A 17,070-nucleotide genomic window follows, 5' to 3' on the forward strand; every position below is an offset into this window, starting at 1 on the left:
GCCCGAGGGCGGCCCCCGGCCCGCTCCGCTGCCCACCGAGCAGCGGCAGCGGGGGACGGCCGCGGAGTGACCGCACCGCCGGCAGACACGCCGTCCGCGCCGGGGCCGTCGACGGAACGGCTGGACCCGGCCGGCCTGCGCGGCGGCGAACCGTTCACCGTCGTCTACGGCCCGGGCGTGGGCGACCAGTTCGTCGACCACGCCTACCAGGTGTGCGTCTTCGAGGAGGCGCTGTGGAGGCTGCTGCGGGCCGAGGGTTTCGAGCGGATCGTCTTCAGCTCGCTGCAGGAACCCGTCTACTTCCGTGACCAGGCTTCCCGCGACCTCTCGCGGCGCAGAACGGTCCAGGCCACCCCGACGCGCCCCGCAGGGCCGCGCGCCATGCGGCACTCGCAGCTCAAGGGCCCGCTCGGCGGGCTGCTGGTGAGGGACTTCGCCCCGCGCGCCGCCGCGGCGCCGGACGACGCGGGAGGGGCGGCGCCGGGACGTCCGCCGGCACCGTCGACCGGTACGTCCGACGTGTTCAGTGTGGCGACCCTGACCGGCTACCTCCACCAGACCGGGCACCGTACCGCCGTGGTGTTCTCGCACGCCGAGGAGACCCTCCGGCACACCAGGGCCCCACGGCAGTTGGCGGGCGCCATGGAACGCTGGGCCCATGATCCCAACACACGCAACCTGTGGATCCTCGTCTTCCGCAAGACGGGTCTGGAGGAGGTGGAGGATTTTCTGCGCACGTGCGGGGACTTCCCGCACCTGGAGACCTTCGTGAACGCCCAGCGCGCCGCGCCGGGAGGCGGCGCCACCTTCCGGATCGGGCACCCCCAGGCCGCCGAACTGGAACGGCTCGTCCACCATGTACGGCTGCGCCAGGGTCTGCGCATCGCCGACTGGCGGGAGTTCGACCCCATCGTGAGGGCCATGGCCGGGCAGCCCGTCAAGGCGCTCACCTGGCATACCCGGCTCGGTCAACTGGCGGCGAGGAACGGCTCGTTGGAGCGGGACTCGGTACGCCAGTGGCTCGGCGCGGTGAGTGACGACGTGCGCACACCCTGGGAGAAGCTGGCGGCCATGCCCGGCCTCGACGTGCTCAAGCGGCACATGGAGCAACTGCGGGCCGAGGTGGAGGCCACCGAGGAACTCGTGGCCGCGGGACGGGTCACCGCCACGGAACCGCCCGCCCTGCACCTGGTGTTCTCCGGGAACCCGGGTACGGGGAAGACCACGGTGGCCCGGCTCGTCGCCGAGATGTACCGCGACCTCGGGCTGCTCGACCGCGGCCATTTCGTCGAGGCGAAGATGAGCGACCTCGTGGGCGGATACGTGGGCCAGACCGCCCCGTTGACCAACCGGACGGTCGACCGGGCCCTGGGCGGTGTGCTGTTCATCGACGAGGCCTACGGACTCAGCGACCAGCGGGGCGGGTTCGGCGGCGAGGCCATCCAGACCCTGCTCAAGCGCATGGAGGACGACCGGCGCCGCCTGGTCGTGATCGTCGCCGGATACCCGGAGAAGATGAAGGAGTTCCTGAAGTCCAACGAGGGCCTGGCGAGCCGGTTCCCGCAGGACAACATCCTCGACTTCCCCGACTTCGCCCCCGACGTCCTGCACGCCATCCTCCAACTCCGGCTGGCCGAACGGGGGGTGGAGCCGACCGAGGAGGCGGTCGGCCAACTGGAGGTGATCGTGGGGGAGTTGTACCGCACCAGGAGCGCGGACTTCGCCAACGGCCGCGACATGCGCACCCTCGGCGACGCCGTCTACAAGCGGTGGACCAGCCGCAACCGCCGCAACATCGCCGAACCGGTCGGCCCCGAGGACATCCCCGAGGCCTACCGCGCCTATCTGCCCCGGCCCGCGCCCGACCCCGCCGCCCTGCTCGCCGAACTCGACGACTACGTCGGACTGGGTCCGGTCCGCGAGGTCCTGGAGAACCTGGCCAACCGGCTGCGGATGCGGCAGGCCCGCAACAAGGGCACGCCCGTGCCGCCGCATCTGCTGTTCACCGGACCACCCGGCACGGGCAAGACCACGGTGGCCCGGCTGATCGGGAAGCTGTTCCACGAACTCGGCCTGCTGCGCAAGGGACATGTCGTCGAGGTGACCCGCACCGACCTGGTCGCCGAATTCGTGGGACAGACCGGGCCGCTGGTGCGCGAGGCCGTGGAGAAGGCGCTGGACGGTGTCCTCTTCATCGACGAGGCCTACAGCCTGGTCCGGGACACGGGTGGACACGGCGGGTTCGGCGCCGAGGCCATCGACACACTGATCCGTGAGATGGAACATCTGCGCGGCCGACTCGTGGTCGTCGCCGCCGGCTATCCGCAGGACATGGACGCCCTGCTGGCCTTCAACGCGGGCATGAAGTCACGCTTTACGCAGCGGGTGCCGTTCCCGGAGTACGGGCCGGAGGACCTGGTGGAGATCCTGCGCCGGATGGCCGCCGCCGAGGGCTGCACCCTGGGCGAGGGCGTCCCCGAACGGGCCGCGCGCCGGCTGCTGGCGACCAGGAACGCCGACCCGACCGCCTTCGGCAACGCCCGCACGGTACGCGGCCTGCTGGAGACGATGGAAGGGCGCATGGCAGCCCGATTCGCCCTGGGCCCCGCCGACTCCGTCTACCTGCCGCAGGACGTACCGGACCCACCCGATCCACCGGACCTGCCGGTCACACCCCGATGAGCGGGGCATGGCCCGTCCGGGGCACCGCTCACGCGCCCAGACGACCCACCACCGTGCGTCCGTCCGTGTTCCGTTCCGCGCGCTGGTCGAGTACCTGGCCCAGTGCCTCGTCCGCCTCGCGCAGCCGTCGCTCGATGGACTCGGCGGCGGTCGCCACCTGCTCCAGGGAGGCCGTCTCAGCGGCCACGGAGACAGCCGCACCGCCGGGCCCGGCGGCCCCGCGCAGCGCGCGGGCCAGCTCGCGATCGGCCTGGGCGTGCCGGGTCAGGGAGGCCAGCTGGCCGCCGCGCTCCGTGCGGATACGCTCCAACCTGTCGTGACAGGCGGCGAGTTCCTCCGAACTCGCCCGGTACTCGCGTTCGGCGGCGGCCAGCGCGCTCTGCGCCGTCGCGGCCCGCTCCAGCGTCTGCCGGGTCTGCGGTGCCAGGACCGCCAACTGGTCCTCGGTGAGACGGACCAGCGCGTCACTGCTGGTACGCAGGGCCTCGTCGACTCCCGCGTCCCGGCCGCGCAGCTCCACCAGCCGCTCCTGGATGACCTGCTGCTGATTCCGCAGCCCGTCCAGCGCGACCACCAGCCGCTCCAGGCGCCGCAGTTCGTCCACCTGCCGACGCAGCTCCTCGTGCTGCGCGAGCCGAGCGCGCAGGGCCTCCTCGGCGGCCGTCAGCTTCTCCAGCGTCTCCCGCTCGGCCCGCACCCGGTCGGCGGTCTCCGTCAGACGCCGGGCCAACTCCTCTGTGCCGCGGGCGTTGTGGTCCCCGGGCCGGGCGGCCGCCAGCAGGCCCGGTAACGCGTCCACCAGCTCGCGACCCTCCTCCAGCGCCAGGTCCAGTGCGAAGAAGGCCGCGAGGGCGTCATGGCCCCCGGGCCCTCCGTCCAGCCGGTGCAACGCGGCCGTGGCCCAGCGGAACGCATGTCCCAGCACCTGCAGAGCGGCCGTCGGATCGGCCGCGTCGGAGGCGGCCAGTGTCTCCGCGAGCTCTCGTCTGCTGTCCTCCACGCTTCCCCCCGTCGCCGTTCCGGCCGGTGTCGGCGTATCGCCCAAACCCCCACACGACCGGTACGGCCACCACTATCCTTCACGCACAACGTCCGGCGGTGACAGTTCGGGGGATTCATGGCCGAGTTGGTGCGTTTCCACGGTCCTGACGGGGCGTCGCTCCTGGTCGAGGTGGAGGACGACGACACGGGACTGGAACTGATCTCCCGGGACCCGAACGGTGTCGTACAGGCGAGCCGGCGGCTGGAGGACGCGCTGGCCGCGGTACGCCCGGGCCTCCGGTCCGTCGTCGACTCCGTCAAGGCCCTCGCGCCCGACAAGTACGAGGTCGAGTTCGGGATGAAGCTCAACGCGGAGTCCGGTGTGGTGATCGCGAAGACGTCCCTGGAAGGGCACTTCAACGTCAGGATCCACTGGAGCCGGGCCGACCAGGACCCGGCGGAGTGAAGCGGTGTCCGTCACCTGGGAACGCCCGCCCTGGCAGGTGAGCATCCGCCGTACCCGCGACGCCGACCCGGTCGGCGCCGGTCTGCTGGTCACTCCCCGCCATGTCCTGACGTGCGCGCACGTCGTACGGCCGGGCACGGCACCCGGTGTCCCCACCGAACCCGTGTACGTCCGGTTCCAGTTCGCCGAGCGGCACGACCCGATCGCCGCCACCGTCGTACCCGAGGGCTGGCACCCTGCCGGTGGTCACGACACCGGCGACATCGCCGTCCTCGAACTGGCCGAGCCCGCCCCTCCCGACGCCGGGCCCGCACCGCTGCGCACCACCGACCCCGGCACCTGGGACCACCGGTTCCGGGCGTACGGGTACCCCAAGGAGCACCCCCGTGACGGCGTGTACGCGCGGGGCGAGATCATCGGCCACGCCGGGACCGACCGGCTGCAGGTCCAGACGAGCCCGCACGCCGGCTGGGCCCTCGAACAGGGCTTCTCCGGCGCTCCGTTGTGGGACATGAACAGTCAGGGCGTCGTCGGGATCCTGGTCGCCCGCGACTCCGTCGCCAAGGTCGACCGGGGCACGGCCTACGCCATCCGCGTCGAGGCGCTCGCCCGCTACTGGCCCCCGCTCGCCGCCCACGTCCGGGACGCCACGACCGCGGAGATGCGCGGCCGGCTGGAGAACCTGCTGTGGATCCCGCTGACCGGGGAGGGCGAGATCCCCCGGGTCGAGCAGGTGGACCCGTACGACATCGGTGTCTCCCGCTCCAAGTACAGCAACCGTCCGGACGAGGCGCCCTACGTGGCCCGGAGTCCGCAGGACGAGCAACTGGACGCGGCCCTCCTCGACGCTCGGTTCGTGGTGCTCGCCGGCCGCTCCAAGGCCGGCAAGTCCCGCACCCTGTACGAGGCGTTGCGGCGCACACTGCCCGGCGCCCGGCTGATCGTGCCGCGGCCCGACCGGCCGGAGCAGCGTGTCCTGGACGACCTCAGCCGGCTCAACCTGCCGACCGGTCCCGACCGCAGCGTGCTCTGGCTCGACGACCTGCACCGCTATCTGCAGCCCGGCGGCCTCGACCTCCAGGTCCTCGACCGGCTCGCCCGCCGTCACCCCGCCGTCACGGTCGTCGCCACCATCCCGGCCAAGCAGCGGGCCGCGCTGACCGCCATGGAGAACGACGTCGGCCGGGTCTCCCGTACCGTCCTGGGCAAGGCGTACACCGTCGAACTGCCCTCGCGGCTCGCGGAGGCGGACGAAGCCGTCGCTCAACAGCTCTATCCGAGCGAGGACTTCGCGGCGCGCGGCATCGGTGAGCTGATGGTGGCCGCGCCCGCGTTGGAACAGCGCTTCGACGACGGTGCCGAGAGCTGCCCGGCCGGCTGGGCGCTGGTGAAGGCGGCCACGGACTGGTTGCGGATGGGCATGACGGAACCGGTCCCGGAAGCCGCCCTGCGCGAACTCTTCGGCCCCTATCTCACCGCGCACCACCCGCAGTTCGACATCGACGACGCGCTGTTCCGGAGGGGGCTGGCCTGGGCGAGGGAGCCGGTGGCCGGCGGCATCGCCCTGCTGCACCGCGCCCCCGGCGACCTGCCCGGGTACGCGGGGTCCCCCTATCTGTCCGAGTACCTCGACACCCGGTCCGACGACCCCTCGGCTGCGGTGCCGCCGCTCGCCTGGCAGTACCTCGCGGAACGGCGGCCGGGCGGCGAACTGCTGCGCACCGCGTACGTCGCGCTGCTGCGGGAGGAGTCCGAGGTCGCGGAGCGGATGTTCCAGCAGATCGCGGCGACCACCGGCGACCGGGACGGCGCCGCCTGGGCCTCGCTGATGCTCGGTGAAATACGCCTGTACCAGGGCGACTTCGAGGCGGCGGCGGACCTGCTGGACACAGCGGCCGGCTCCGGCGCCGAGGACGTCGTCCCGCTGGCCCAACTCGACCTGGCAGGCGTCCTCATGGTGACCGGCGAGCGTGCGCGGGCCCGGGGACTGCTGGAGACCGCCGTGGCCTCCCGCGATCCGCAGGTGTCGCAGATGGCACAGGTCGGCCTCGCCCGTCTGCTGGCGGCACAGGGCGAGGCGGAGCGGGCCGAACGCCTGCTGGAGGCCGTACTGGCGACCGGGGACACGGAAGTGGCGCCGCTGGCACAGACACAGCTGGTCCGCGTCCTGACCGGCGACTCACCGGGCGTACGTGTCGGACGAGGCTCCGGCCGGGTCCGTGGCAAGCCCGGCACGGGCGGTGCCGCGGCCAGGGGCGGCTCGGCCGAACCGGTGGAGCAGCCGTGGGCGCTGTCCCGCGCCCTGGGCGAGTCGATCGCCGGGCAGATCACGGCCCTGGCCTCGGTGGGCCTCGGCGGCATCTACGCCCACCAGGGCCGGCTCGAACGGGCCGAGGAACTGCTCAAGTCGGCGGTGGAGAGCGGCGGTTACCACGCCGTACCGCAGGCACGGTCGGGCCTGGGCGAGCTGTACCTCCTGCAAGGCCGCTTCGCCGAGGCCCAGCAGATGTTCGAGGCCGTGCTGCGTTCCGGGCATCCGCTGCTCGTGCCGACCGCCCAGGTGGCCCTCGGTATCGCCCTGCTGCAACAGGGTGACCCGGAGGGGGCGTTGCCCCTGCTGCGCGAGGTGACGGAGCAGGGCCACCCCGACCAGGCGCCGCGCGCGGCCTGCGTCCTCGGCGAGTGGTACACCGCGCTGGAGGACGTCCCGGCAGCCCGGGAGTGGCTGGAGCGGGCGGTCGACTCCGGGCACCCCGACTGGTCGCACACGGCTCGCGTCGACCTCGCGGTGGTGCTGGCCGGCGTGTCGGACGACCTGCACCCGGTGCGTGACCTGCTGACGGAGGTGATGCGCTCCGGGCACCCCGAGCAGATGCCACGCGCGGCCGACATCCTCGGTGAACTCCTCGCCCTGGCAGGCCTGGCGGCGGAGGCCGAGACGGCCTACCGTGCCGCGATCGACTCGGGCCACCGGGAGTGGACCTGTCTCGCCCGGATCAACCTCGCCTCCCTGCTGGCGGCCGGGGACGGCGGGACGGTGGGAGCGCGGGAGCTGTTGACGCAGGTGATGGGGTCGGGCCACCCCGAACAGGGGCCGCGGGCGGCCGACCTGCTGGGCGACCTCCTCGCCGCCGAGGGCAGGCTCGGGGAGGCGGAGGACGCCTATCGGGTCGCGATCGACTCGGGCCACGACGAGTGGTCGTTGATCGGCCGGATCGACCTGGCCCTGATGCTCGCCGACAACGAGCAGCAGTTCGCCCGCGCGGAGAGCCTGTTGCGGGTGGTCGCCGAATCCGCCAACGCCACCGCCGCGACCTGGGCGACCACCCTGCTCGGCATGGTCCATGTGCACGACGGACGGCGGGCCGAGGGCCTGCGCCACCTGCGGGAGGCCGGGCGTACCGGAGAGGCCCCGGTGGCACAGATGGCCCGCTTCCAGCTGGCGAAGTTCCTCATCGAGGACGGCGAGAACGACGACGCCCGTGAACTCCTGCGGTCCGTGGTCGAGGACGACCCGACGGACGTCACCGAGGTCGCCCGCGCCTATCTGTGCGTCCTGCTGCTGGGCGAGGGCGACCCGGACGCGGCGGAGGAACTGCTGCTCGGCGTGGAACGGTCGGGCGACCCCGAGGCGATCGCCGTCGCCTACCTCGGGATGGGCGAGTACCTGCTGGAGATCGGCGAACTCCAGGCCGCCGGGGAACTCCTCGAAGGCGCGCTGGGCGTGGGCGACCTCGAGACCGCGCCGAAGGCCGGCGCGCTGCTCGGTGTCGTACGGCGTTCGAACAACGACTTCGACGAGGCCCGGCGGCTGCTGTCCGACGCCCTGGCCGCCGGGGACCCCGAGGTCGAGCCCCTCGCCCGGCGCTACCTCGGCAGCACCCTGTTCCGGATGAGGCTGCGGCGCGAGGCCGAGGAGACCCTGCTCCCGCTGGCCCGTTCCGCGGACACCGAACACCGCCCGCAGGCACTGCTCCTGCTGGCACAGGTGCTGGTGACGGACAACCGGCCGGAGGAGGCGTACCCCTGGTTCGAGGAGGCCATCGCCTGCGGCGACCCCGAGACCGAGTCCGCGGCCCGCTACGACTTCGCCGCGCTGCTGGTCGAGATGGGGCAGCGGGAGCGCGCCCAGGAGGTGTGGGTACCTGAGGTGTCCGAGGAGGACGGTCCGGAGGACATCGGTCCCGGGCCCGCTACGGCCCTGGAGGCGCCGCTCGCCGCGACCGAACCGCCGCGCCCCGCCCCCCACCCGCTGCCGGCGACGGTGCTGGCCCTGTTCGGCGACGTGGCGTCCGCCGAGGGCGACGAGGCCGAGGCCCGCTACTGGTACGGCCTCGCGCGGGCCGGGGCCGGAGGCGCGTCATGAATTGGGCAGGGTGTTGCCCACGGCGCCCACACCCGGGATACCGCGCTCCAGGGACCGGACCTTGAAGAGGTCCTCGTAGATGCGGTGCAGCGTCTCGGCCCGCTCGGCCGTCGGCAGCAGGGCGGCCTGGTCCACCCGGTCCAGGAGGACCGCGTAGCGCGAGCGCATGTTCAGGTGCCAGCGCCAGCGGGCCCCGAAGTCCAGCGCACGGGCCACCGCGATCAGGAACGTGGCTGCTCCGGCCGCCGCGCGGGCCCACGCCGAGTAGTCCACGGGCAGCACGGTGGCGACCGTCGTGGCCGCCATCGCCGCCATGGTGCTGCCGTTGTGCAGGAGCGAGTCGCGCTTCCCGCCGTGTGGCCGCATGGCCTGCGTGATGCTGGCCCTGAGCCGGGCCGTCTGCTCCGAGAGATCGGGCTCGGCGGCGTCGGATGTGTCGGACAACGGGGTCAGCCTCCGTGCAGCCGGGTGAGGATCGTGCGGGTGGTCACCGTCGCGGCGTGCGTGTCGCCGAGCACCCGGCTCTGGGTGGCGGCGAGCTCCTGCAGCAGGTCCACGGCCTCGGCGCGCCGACCCGCGCGCAACAGGTGCCCGGCGTAGTTGCCGCGGACTGTGAGGACGTCGGGATGCTCGTCGCCGTAGAACTGCTCCATCGCCGACAGGAGTTCCGCGCACAGTGACCGGGCCTCCTCGTGAAGGCCGCAGGCCGCGGTGATTTCGACCAGGTTGGCGCGGGCCGTGAGGACGACCCGATGGTGGGACGGCAGCCGCGCCGTCAGGTCGGGCAGGAGCTCCGCCAGGGTGCGGCGCGCCTCCTCCTGCTCGCCCTCCTCGTTGAGGCGGTAGGTGATGTTCAGCCGGAGCAGCAGGACCCGCTCGTCCCGGGCGCCGAGTACCTTCGTCGCCGTGGGCAGCATGTTCTCCAGGTAGGCGCGGCCGAGGGCGGGGTCGTTCGCACCGAGCAGCCAGGCGACGGTCTGCTGGGCGCCGAGTGTGTCGGCGTGTTCCGGCCCGTGGACCTGGCGCACCTCCTCGACCAGCGCCTGGGCGCGCTCGATGCGGAGGCCGAGGTCGGCCTCGTCGTCCCAGCGGATGAGGTCGTGGCGCACGGTGAGCGTCGAGACATGCCGGGGGCCGAGCACCGCGGCACAGTCCTCAGCCAGTTCGCGGGCCAGGGCGAGGGCCTCCCCGCGCCGTCCCGCCGCCTCGGTGCAGGTGCTCCGTTGCAGCCGGGCCGCGAGGGACTCCTCGCTGCGGCGGCCGAAGGCGTCCGTCAGTCTGGGCAGCCACGCGTCCCAGCGGGCCAGGTTGTCGGCCGGGCGGCCCGCGGTGCGGCACTGCAGCCCGTGCAGCACCGCCTTCTTCCGGCCGGCCTGCCACAGGTGTTCCGGCTCGGCCGCGAGCGCGTACTCGAACGGCTGCGTCCCGTGCCCCTGTGCCCCGTGCGGCACCTGGGCGTGCAGCACGTCCGCCAGCGCACCGTGCCCGTCGGTCACCCGGATCCGGCGGCGCGGCGTCGGGCCGGCGTCGCCGGTGCCCATCAGGTCGTCGAAGAGGTCCAGGTCGTCGGTCGTGGCGAGGTGTTCGGCGAGCCGGGCGTGGAACAGGCCCACGAGTTCCCGCTCCGTTCCGGCCGCCGCACGGACGAGCAGCCCCTGAAGCCGTACCAGCACGTCGTGCACCAGCCGGTCGGGCCCCCCTCCGGGCAGCAGGCGTACGGCGTCCAGGAGGACGGAGACCGGCAGCGCGGGTCCCGCGCCCGCGGCCGTCAGCACCGTCAGTACCGCGTCGAGGAGTTGGTCCTCCTGGTCGGGCCGGTACTTCGCACCGTCGAGGGCCCTGTCGAAGGCCGCGCCGAGCGTGCCCGGCAGTTCGTCGGCCGTGTCCAGGCCCTCGGCCACGTCGGCGTAGGCGCGGGCCACCAGCCAGTTGCCGTCGGCACGCGCCACGACGGCGTCGCGCAGATGCCGGGGGACCGCACGCCGGGTCAGATACGCGGAGAGCTCGTCGGGGGTGGCCGTACCGAGGACGAACTCCTGTGCCCCGTGCGGCAGCCGGGTGCCGGTCCGCGCGCTGACGAGCAGCGACACATGGCCCAGAGCGGCGTCCGACGCCAGCGCGTCGAGACCTGCCAGGACCGGTTCGTGTGCCGCGGCGCTCAACTGGTCGAGCCCGTCGACGATCAGCCGCACCGGCCGTACGACATGACCGAGCGGGCCGATGACCCGGGCGCGCAGCGCGTCGAGTCCCGCGAGTACGGAATCGGGCGTGGAGCGCCGGAACGCGTCCACGGCGTCCGCGAATCGGGGCAGCCGCTCAAGGTCGCGCACCAGCGTCGCGGCAAGACTCTCCGGGGTCGTGGCGGCGGTCACGACGGCGACCGCGTCCCCGTCGGTGACGAGCGAGGCGAGCAACGAGGACTTCCCCTGCCCGGCAGGCCCCGTGACCGCCAGGACGCGTGCGCCGTCGAGCCGGCGGGCCAGGGCCCCGGCCTCCGCGGTGGGCTGGTACCAGGTGAGCAGATCGGCGAGCTGTTCACTGCCCCGACGCGTCCGCCCGGCGTTCAGCGCAAGCCACAACGACGGGTCGCTGTACGGGACTTCACGGCCGCGGTCGAACATCCGGTGGTCCGGCCGCTGGCCCGGCAGCCGGTCGCGCAGCAGGGACAGCGCCGTGTCGGAGGTGAGGGACGGCCGGGACGTCGTGGTCCCGGAGCGCAGGAGTTCACCGAGCGCGAGGGTGAAGGCGCAGGCCGACGCGGTACCGGCCCCGGTGGAGACCAGCACCTCGAACCGCTGCCCGGTGGTGCGGGCGACCTCACGGAAGACGTCGCCCAGGGTGGTCAGCGCGTGTCCGGACTCGCAGGCGTCGAGGACGAGCACGAGACCGTCGACATGCGGATGCTCGACGAGCAGTCCGCTCAGCAACTCCCCGAGCGCGCAAGCCGATCCGGGATCGGGCGCCGACGACTCCCGCGTCATCGGATGGAAGTCCGACTCGGTCGCGAAACCGTGTCCGGTGAAGGTGACGAAGAGCGTCGCACCGTCCGCCGACGCCGCGGCGACAGCCGCCCGCAGAGCGCCTTCGAGAGCGGCGGCGTCGGGATCGAGGAGGAGGGAGACGCCGTCGGGAAGCGCGGCCGAGCAGCCGCCGAGCGCCGGGTCGCGGAAGACGGCGTCGAGGTCGGTGACGGCGCGCCGTAATCGCGAGAGGTGGTCCTGCGTGTCGCACTGCGAACCGATGTGCAGACAACGCCGTTCACCCATGGGACGAAGCCTGCCATGTGAGGATGGACCGTGTCAGTGGGTTCGTCACGCGGACGCGCACTGCCGGGGGAAGGGGGGACGGCGCATGGCCGAGATCGTCCTGGTGCACGGGATCGACCACGAGCAGAGTGTCGCCGGGAAGCTGGAGTCCGACTGGCTGGCCGCGATCGCTCACGGCCTCGCGAAGATCGAGCGGGAGGACCTCGCGACCTCCTTGTGGCAGCGGGGAGTTCCGGGGGCGGCAGACGCCCGGATGGCCTTCTACGGCGACGTGTTCCTGTCGGCGGAGGGCGAGGGGCTGACTCCCGGGGAACAGCGGGAGATCGAGCGCCGTGTCACCGTCCGGGACGAGGCGACCTCACGCCACGTCCTGCTGAACGCCGCCACCAGGTCGACCGACCCCGCGCAGCGCGAGATCGCCGAGCGGGAACTCGACAAGCTGCGCGACATCCCACCGGAGCCCATGGGCTGGAAATCCACCGCCCGCGCCGTGACGCACGCCCTGCTCAGGCTGCCGTACTTCGGCGAAGCGGCGTTGACGGCGCTGGGCACGGTGAAGCCGCCGGTGCGTCAGATCTCCCGCTACTTCGGTGAGGAACGCGTCCGGCGCGAGGTCCTGAACCGGGTGCACCGCCATCTCGACGCGGGCACCAAGGTGGTGATCGGCCACTCCCTCGGCTGTGTCGTCGCCTACGAGGCGCTGTGGGAGCGGGCGGACGCCGGGCAGCGAGAGGGGCCCGAACTCCTTCTCACCGTCGGCTCCCCGCTGGGCCTCCGCCCGGTCCACCGGCTTCTCGAACGCCGGCCGCACGGGCCGCCGGCGGGACTGCGGCGCTGGGCGAACTTCGCGGACCCCGACGATCTCGTCGCCGCGCACCACGACCACACGAAGTTGTTCCCCGACCCGCACCGCGACGACCCCGACCGCCGTACGGAGATGAGGGCGGCGCCGGCCACGGTGGACAACGGCGCTTCGCCCCACACCGGTACCCACTACCTGGTCAAGAAGGGCTGCGCGCTGCGGATCGCGGAAGCCCTCGACGCGGACGGCCGATGACGGCGCCGGTCAGGGCCTGACCAGCAGCTGGAAGTCGAACGCGTACCGGGACGCCCGGTAGATGTGCGTGCCGTACTCGACCGCCCGCCCCGTGTCGTCGTACGCCGTGCGCTGCATGGTGAGCAGGGCGGCGCCCTCCTTCTCGTCGAGGCGGGTGGCCTCCGCGGGGGTGGCCGAGCGGGCGCCTATCGTCTGGTGGGCGCTGTGCAGGGTGATGCCGGCGGTGCGCAGCATCCGGTACAGGCCCGTCGACTCCAGCCGGGCGGTGTCGAGTTGGAGCAGGTTCGCCGGGAGGTAGTTGCAGAGGAACGCCATCGGCTGGCCGTGGGTGGAGCGCAGCCGTTCCAGGAGGGTGACCTCGCTGCCCTCCGGGACACCGAGGGCGGCCGCGACATCCGCGGTCGCGGGCACGCCCTCGTTGCGCAGCACCTCCGTGGTCGGGCCCTGTCCGGCCGACTCCAGGTCGTCGTAGAGACTGCTGAGTTCCAGTGGTCTCTTGACCTGGCTGTGCACCACCTGCGTGCCGACCCCCCGCCGCCGGACCAACAGCCCCTTGTCCACAAGGGATTGAATGGCCTGGCGGACGGTGGGGCGGGACAGGCCGAGGCGTACGGACAGGTCGATCTCGTTGCCCAGGAGGTTGCCCGGCGCCAGTGTCCCGTGCTCGATCGCCACCTCCAGCTGCTGCGCGAGCTGGTAGTACAGCGGCACCGGACTGTTGCGGTCCAGGGCGAAATGCAGGGCATCGAGCGGGGACCCGTTCGCGGCACGCGCGTAGTCACCGGTCTTCGCCACAGGGGCACCTCCTCACGGATCGTGACGGGCAGTCAGGAGTTGCTGGGGAAACCGAGGTTGATGCCACCGTCGGCCGGGTCCGGCCAGCGGGTGGTGATGACCTTGCCCTGGGTGTAGAAGGCGATGCCGTCGTTGCCGTAGATGTGGAGGTCCCCGAAGAGGGAGTCCTTCCAGCCGCCGAAGGAGTGGTAGCCGACGGGCACCGGGATCGGCACGTTCACGCCGACCATGCCCGCCTTGACCTCCATCTGGAAGCGGCGGGCGGCGCCGCCGTCCCGGGTGAAGATCGCGGTGCCGTTGCCCCAACGGGAGCTGTTGATCAGGGTGATGGCCTCGTCGTACGACTCGGCGCGGACGACGACGAGCACCGGGCCGAAGATCTCGTCCTTGTACGCGTCCGCCGTCAGCGGCACCTTGTCGAGGAGGGAGACGCCGAGGAAGAAGCCGTCCTCGTGGCCCTCGACCGAGAAGCCGGTGCCGTCGACGACGACCTCGGCGCCCTGCGCGGCGGCCGACGCGACGTACGAGGCGACCTTGTCGCGGTGCTCGCGGGTGATGAGCGGGCCCATCTCGGACGCCGGGTCGTTGCCCGGGCCGATGCGCAGGTTGCCGGCACGCTCGGCGATCTTGGCGACCAGCTCGTCGCCGGTGTCGCCGACCGCGACCACGACGGACACAGCCATGCAGCGCTCGCCGGCCGAACCGTAGGCCGCGTTGATCGCCTGGTCGGCCGCGAAGTCCAGGTCCGCGTCCGGCAGGACGAGCATGTGGTTCTTGGCGCCGCCGAGAGCCTGTACGCGCTTGCCGTGCTCAACCGCCTTGAGCTGGATGTACTTCGCGATCGGCGTCGAGCCGACGAAGGAGACGGCCTCGACGTCCGGGTGCTCCAGGATGCGGTCGACGGCCACCTTGTCGCCCTGCACGACGTTCAGCACACCCTGGGGGAGGCCCGCCTCGGAGGCGAGTTCGGCCAGGCGGTAGGACGCCGACGGGTCCTTCTCGCTCGGCTTCAGGATGAAGGTGTTGCCGGTCGCGATGGCCAGCGGGAACATCCACATCGGCACCATGGCCGGGAAGTTGAACGGGGTGATACCCGCGACCACGCCCAGGGGCTGGCGAATCGAGGCCACGTCGACGCGGGTCGAGACCTGCGTGGACAGTTCGCCCTTGAGCTGCACGCTGATGCCGCAGGCGAGTTCGACGATCTCCATGCCGCGCGCGACCTCGCCGAGCGCGTCCGAGTGGACCTTGCCGTGCTCGGCGGTGATCAGCTCGGCGATCTCGTCGCGGTGCGCGTCCAGCAGCTCGCGGTACTTGAACAGGATCGCGGTGCGCTTGGCGAGCGAGGCGACGCCCCAGCTCTCGAACGCGGCCTTCGCGGAGGCGACGGCGGCGTCCACCTCGTCGACGGTCGCGAAGCCGACCTGCTTCTCCTGAGCGCCGGTCGCCGGGTTGTACACGGGACCGAAGCGGCCCGAGGTGCTCTCGACGGGCTTGCCGTCGATCCAGTGGGTGATCGTCTTCATGGTGCAAAGGCCTTTCGGGGGAGGGGAGTTCAGAGGTGGCGGCGACGGTCGGCGACCTGGCGGTCGTACTCCTCGCGGGCCTGTACGGCCGATGCGCGCGAGGCGGTCTCGGCGACCGGTACGTCCCACCAGGCCTCGGCCGGGGGAGCGGTCGGGGTGGCGGTGTCGGTCTCGACGTAGACGCACGTCGGCCGGTCGGAGGCGCGGGCCGTGGCGAGCGCCTCGCGTAGTTCGCGGACCGTCTTCGCGCGCAGGACGTCCATGCCGAGGCTGGCCGCGTTGGCGGCGAGGTCGACCGGGAGCGGGGCGCCGGAGAAGGTGCCGTCGGCCGCGCGGTAGCGGTAGGCGGTGCCGAAGCGCTCGCCGCCGACGGACTCGGAGAGGCCGCCGATGGAGGCGTAGCCGTGGTTCTGGATGAGGACCAGGTTGACCGGGAGGCCTTCCTGGACCGCGGTGACGATCTCGGTCGGCATCATCAGGTAGGTGCCGTCGCCGACCAGCGACCAGACGGGGGTGTCGGGGGCGGCCTGCTGGACGCCGATGCCGGCCGGGATCTCGTAGCCCATGCAGGAGTAGCCGTATTCGAGGTGGTACTGGCGGGGGCTGCGAGCTCGCCACAGCTTGTGCAGGTCGCCGGGGAGGGAACCGGCCGCGTTGATGACCACGTCGTCGTCGCCCACGACCGCGTCGAGGGCGCCGAGGAGTTGGGTCTGGGTCGGTACGGCGTTCTCGTCGGCGGCGGTGAACGCGGTGTCGACAACCTGCTCCCACCGCTCCTTGCCTTCGCGGTACTCGGCCTCGTAAACCGAGTTCACACGGTGATCGGCGAGTGCCTCGGTCAACGCGGTGAGTCCTGCCCTCGCGTCGCACACCAGGGTGCGCGCCGCCAGCTTGTGGGCGTCGAACGCGGTGATGTTGAGGTTCACGAAGCGGACGGCCGGGTTCTGGAAGAGAGTGTTCGAGGCCGTCGTGAAGTCCGTGTAGCGGGTGCCGACACCGATCACCAGGTCCGCCGTGCGCGCGATGTCGTCGCTGACCGCGGTGCCGGTGTGGCCGATGCCGCCCAGGTCGGCCGGGTGGTCGTAGCGCAGCGAGCCCTTGCCCGCCTGGGTGGAGGCGACCGGGATGCCGGTGGCGTCGACCAGCGCCTTCAGCGCCTCCTCGGCGCGGCTGTGGTGGATGCCGCCGCCCGCGACGATCACCGGACGCTCGGCGGCCCGGATCGCCGCGACCGCCTCCGCCAGCTCGGACGGATCGGCCGCGGGACGCCGGACGTGCCACACGCGGTCGGCGAAGAACTCCTCCGGCCAGTCGTACGCCTCGGCCTGAACGTCCTGCGGCAGCGCGAGAGTCACCGCTCCCGTCTCCACCGGGTCGGCCAGCACGCGCATCGCGTTCAGCGCGGCAGGGATCAACGCCTCGGGGCGCATGACGCGGTCGAAGTAGCGGGAGACCGGGCGCAGCGTGTCGTTGACCGAGAGGTCGGCCTCGACCGGGTGCTCCAGCTGCTGGAGCAGCGGGTCGGCGGCGCGGGTCGCGAAGTAGTCGCCGGGCAGGAGCAGGACCGGCAGGCGGTTGATCGTGGCCAGCGCGGCGCCCGTGACCAGGTTGGTGGCGCCCGGTCCGATCGACGTCGTGACGGCCTGCGCGGAGAGCCGGTCCAGCTGGCGCGTGTAGCCGACCGCCGCGTGCACCATGGCCTGTTCGTTGCGGCCCTGGTGGAACGGCATCGTGTCCTCGCCCGCCTCAAGGAGCGCCTGGCCGAGTCCGGCAACGTTGCCATGGCCGAAGATGCCCCAGGTGCCCGCGATCAGCCGGTGCCGTACGCCGTCGCGCTCGGTGTACTGGACTGACAGGAACTGCACCAGGGCCTGGGCGACGGTCAGGCGGCGGGTGGGGGTGCTCATCAGGACTTCTCCGGTGCCGTGTAG

General features: G+C 72.4%; 10 protein-coding genes. 4 read left to right on the forward strand and 6 right to left on the reverse strand.

Annotated elements, in window-relative coordinates:
* Window positions 1–66: 66 nt before the first annotated feature.
* A complete protein-coding gene (locus AC31A1_RS28425) occupies window positions 67–2,682 on the forward strand; it encodes an AAA family ATPase (RefSeq protein ID WP_489656055.1) in 2,616 nt (871 codons plus the stop codon).
* 28 nt (window positions 2,683–2,710) lie between these two features.
* Here the strand turns inward: AC31A1_RS28425 and AC31A1_RS28430 are convergent, their stop codons facing one another.
* Window positions 2,711–3,682 (reverse strand): hypothetical protein, encoded by a 972-nt coding sequence (locus AC31A1_RS28430; protein WP_489656056.1) that lies wholly within the window; start codon window positions 3,680–3,682, stop codon window positions 2,711–2,713.
* A 117-nt stretch (window positions 3,683–3,799) separates the two neighbouring features.
* On the opposite strand from AC31A1_RS28430, the gene AC31A1_RS28435 reads away from it, so the two are divergent.
* Both AC31A1_RS28435 and AC31A1_RS28440 read left to right on the forward strand, forming a co-directional pair.
* Window positions 3,800–4,129, forward strand: a complete 330-nt coding sequence (locus AC31A1_RS28435; protein WP_489656057.1) for a CU044_2847 family protein — start codon at window positions 3,800–3,802, stop codon at window positions 4,127–4,129.
* A 4-nt stretch (window positions 4,130–4,133) separates the two neighbouring features.
* Entirely contained in the window at window positions 4,134–8,495 is a 4,362-nt protein-coding gene (locus tag AC31A1_RS28440; RefSeq protein ID WP_489656058.1) for a tetratricopeptide repeat protein, read from the forward strand.
* Here the strand turns inward: AC31A1_RS28440 and AC31A1_RS28445 are convergent.
* Both AC31A1_RS28445 and AC31A1_RS28450 read right to left on the reverse strand, forming a co-directional pair.
* Window positions 8,490–8,939, reverse strand: coding sequence for a hypothetical protein (locus AC31A1_RS28445; RefSeq protein WP_489656059.1), 450 nt, complete (start codon window positions 8,937–8,939; stop codon window positions 8,490–8,492). The genes AC31A1_RS28440 and AC31A1_RS28445 overlap by 6 nt on opposite strands.
* Before the next feature lie 5 nt (window positions 8,940–8,944).
* Window positions 8,945–11,761 carry a tetratricopeptide repeat protein gene (locus AC31A1_RS28450; RefSeq protein WP_489656060.1) on the reverse strand — a complete coding sequence of 939 codons (2,817 nt, stop codon included), beginning with the start codon at window positions 11,759–11,761 and terminating at the stop codon, window positions 8,945–8,947.
* 85 nt (window positions 11,762–11,846) lie between these two features.
* Between AC31A1_RS28450 and AC31A1_RS28455 the strand changes: the two genes are divergently transcribed.
* On the forward strand, window positions 11,847–12,818 hold the full coding sequence (locus AC31A1_RS28455; protein ID WP_489656061.1) for a hypothetical protein: 972 nt from the start codon (window positions 11,847–11,849) through the stop codon (window positions 12,816–12,818).
* A gap of 9 nt (window positions 12,819–12,827) precedes the next feature.
* Here AC31A1_RS28455 and AC31A1_RS28460 read toward each other — a convergent pair whose 3' ends face one another.
* From AC31A1_RS28460 to iolD, 3 genes are read right to left on the reverse strand one after another with little or no spacing between them, the layout of a single operon-like run.
* Entirely contained in the window at window positions 12,828–13,613 is a 786-nt protein-coding gene (locus AC31A1_RS28460; protein ID WP_489656062.1) for a GntR family transcriptional regulator, read from the reverse strand.
* Between the two features lie 32 nt (window positions 13,614–13,645).
* Entirely contained in the window at window positions 13,646–15,139 is a 1,494-nt protein-coding gene (locus AC31A1_RS28465; protein ID WP_489656063.1) for a CoA-acylating methylmalonate-semialdehyde dehydrogenase, read from the reverse strand.
* A 29-nt stretch (window positions 15,140–15,168) separates the two neighbouring features.
* Entirely contained in the window at window positions 15,169–17,046 is a 1,878-nt protein-coding gene (iolD, locus tag AC31A1_RS28470) for a 3D-(3,5/4)-trihydroxycyclohexane-1,2-dione acylhydrolase (decyclizing) (RefSeq protein ID WP_489656064.1), read from the reverse strand.
* Between the last annotated feature and the right edge of the window lie 24 nt (window positions 17,047–17,070).

This window comes from Streptomyces sp. P5F9 (genome assembly GCF_057961495.1).

What these genes read in the sequence shown, in the direction of transcription:
- AC31A1_RS28435 (WP_489656057.1), top strand. Translation starts at nt 3,800, where the DNA reads ATGGCCGAGTTGGTGCGTTTCCACGGTCCTGACGGGGCGTCGCTCCTG.
- AC31A1_RS28450 (WP_489656060.1), bottom strand. Translation starts at nt 11,761, where the DNA reads ATGGGTGAACGGCGTTGTCTGCACATCGGTTCGCAGTGCGACACGCAG.
- AC31A1_RS28455 (WP_489656061.1), top strand. Translation starts at nt 11,847, where the DNA reads ATGGCCGAGATCGTCCTGGTGCACGGGATCGACCACGAGCAGAGTGTC.
- AC31A1_RS28465 (WP_489656063.1), bottom strand. Translation starts at nt 15,139, where the DNA reads ATGAAGACGATCACCCACTGGATCGACGGCAAGCCCGTCGAGAGCACC.
- iolD (WP_489656064.1), bottom strand. Translation starts at nt 17,046, where the DNA reads ATGAGCACCCCCACCCGCCGCCTGACCGTCGCCCAGGCCCTGGTGCAG.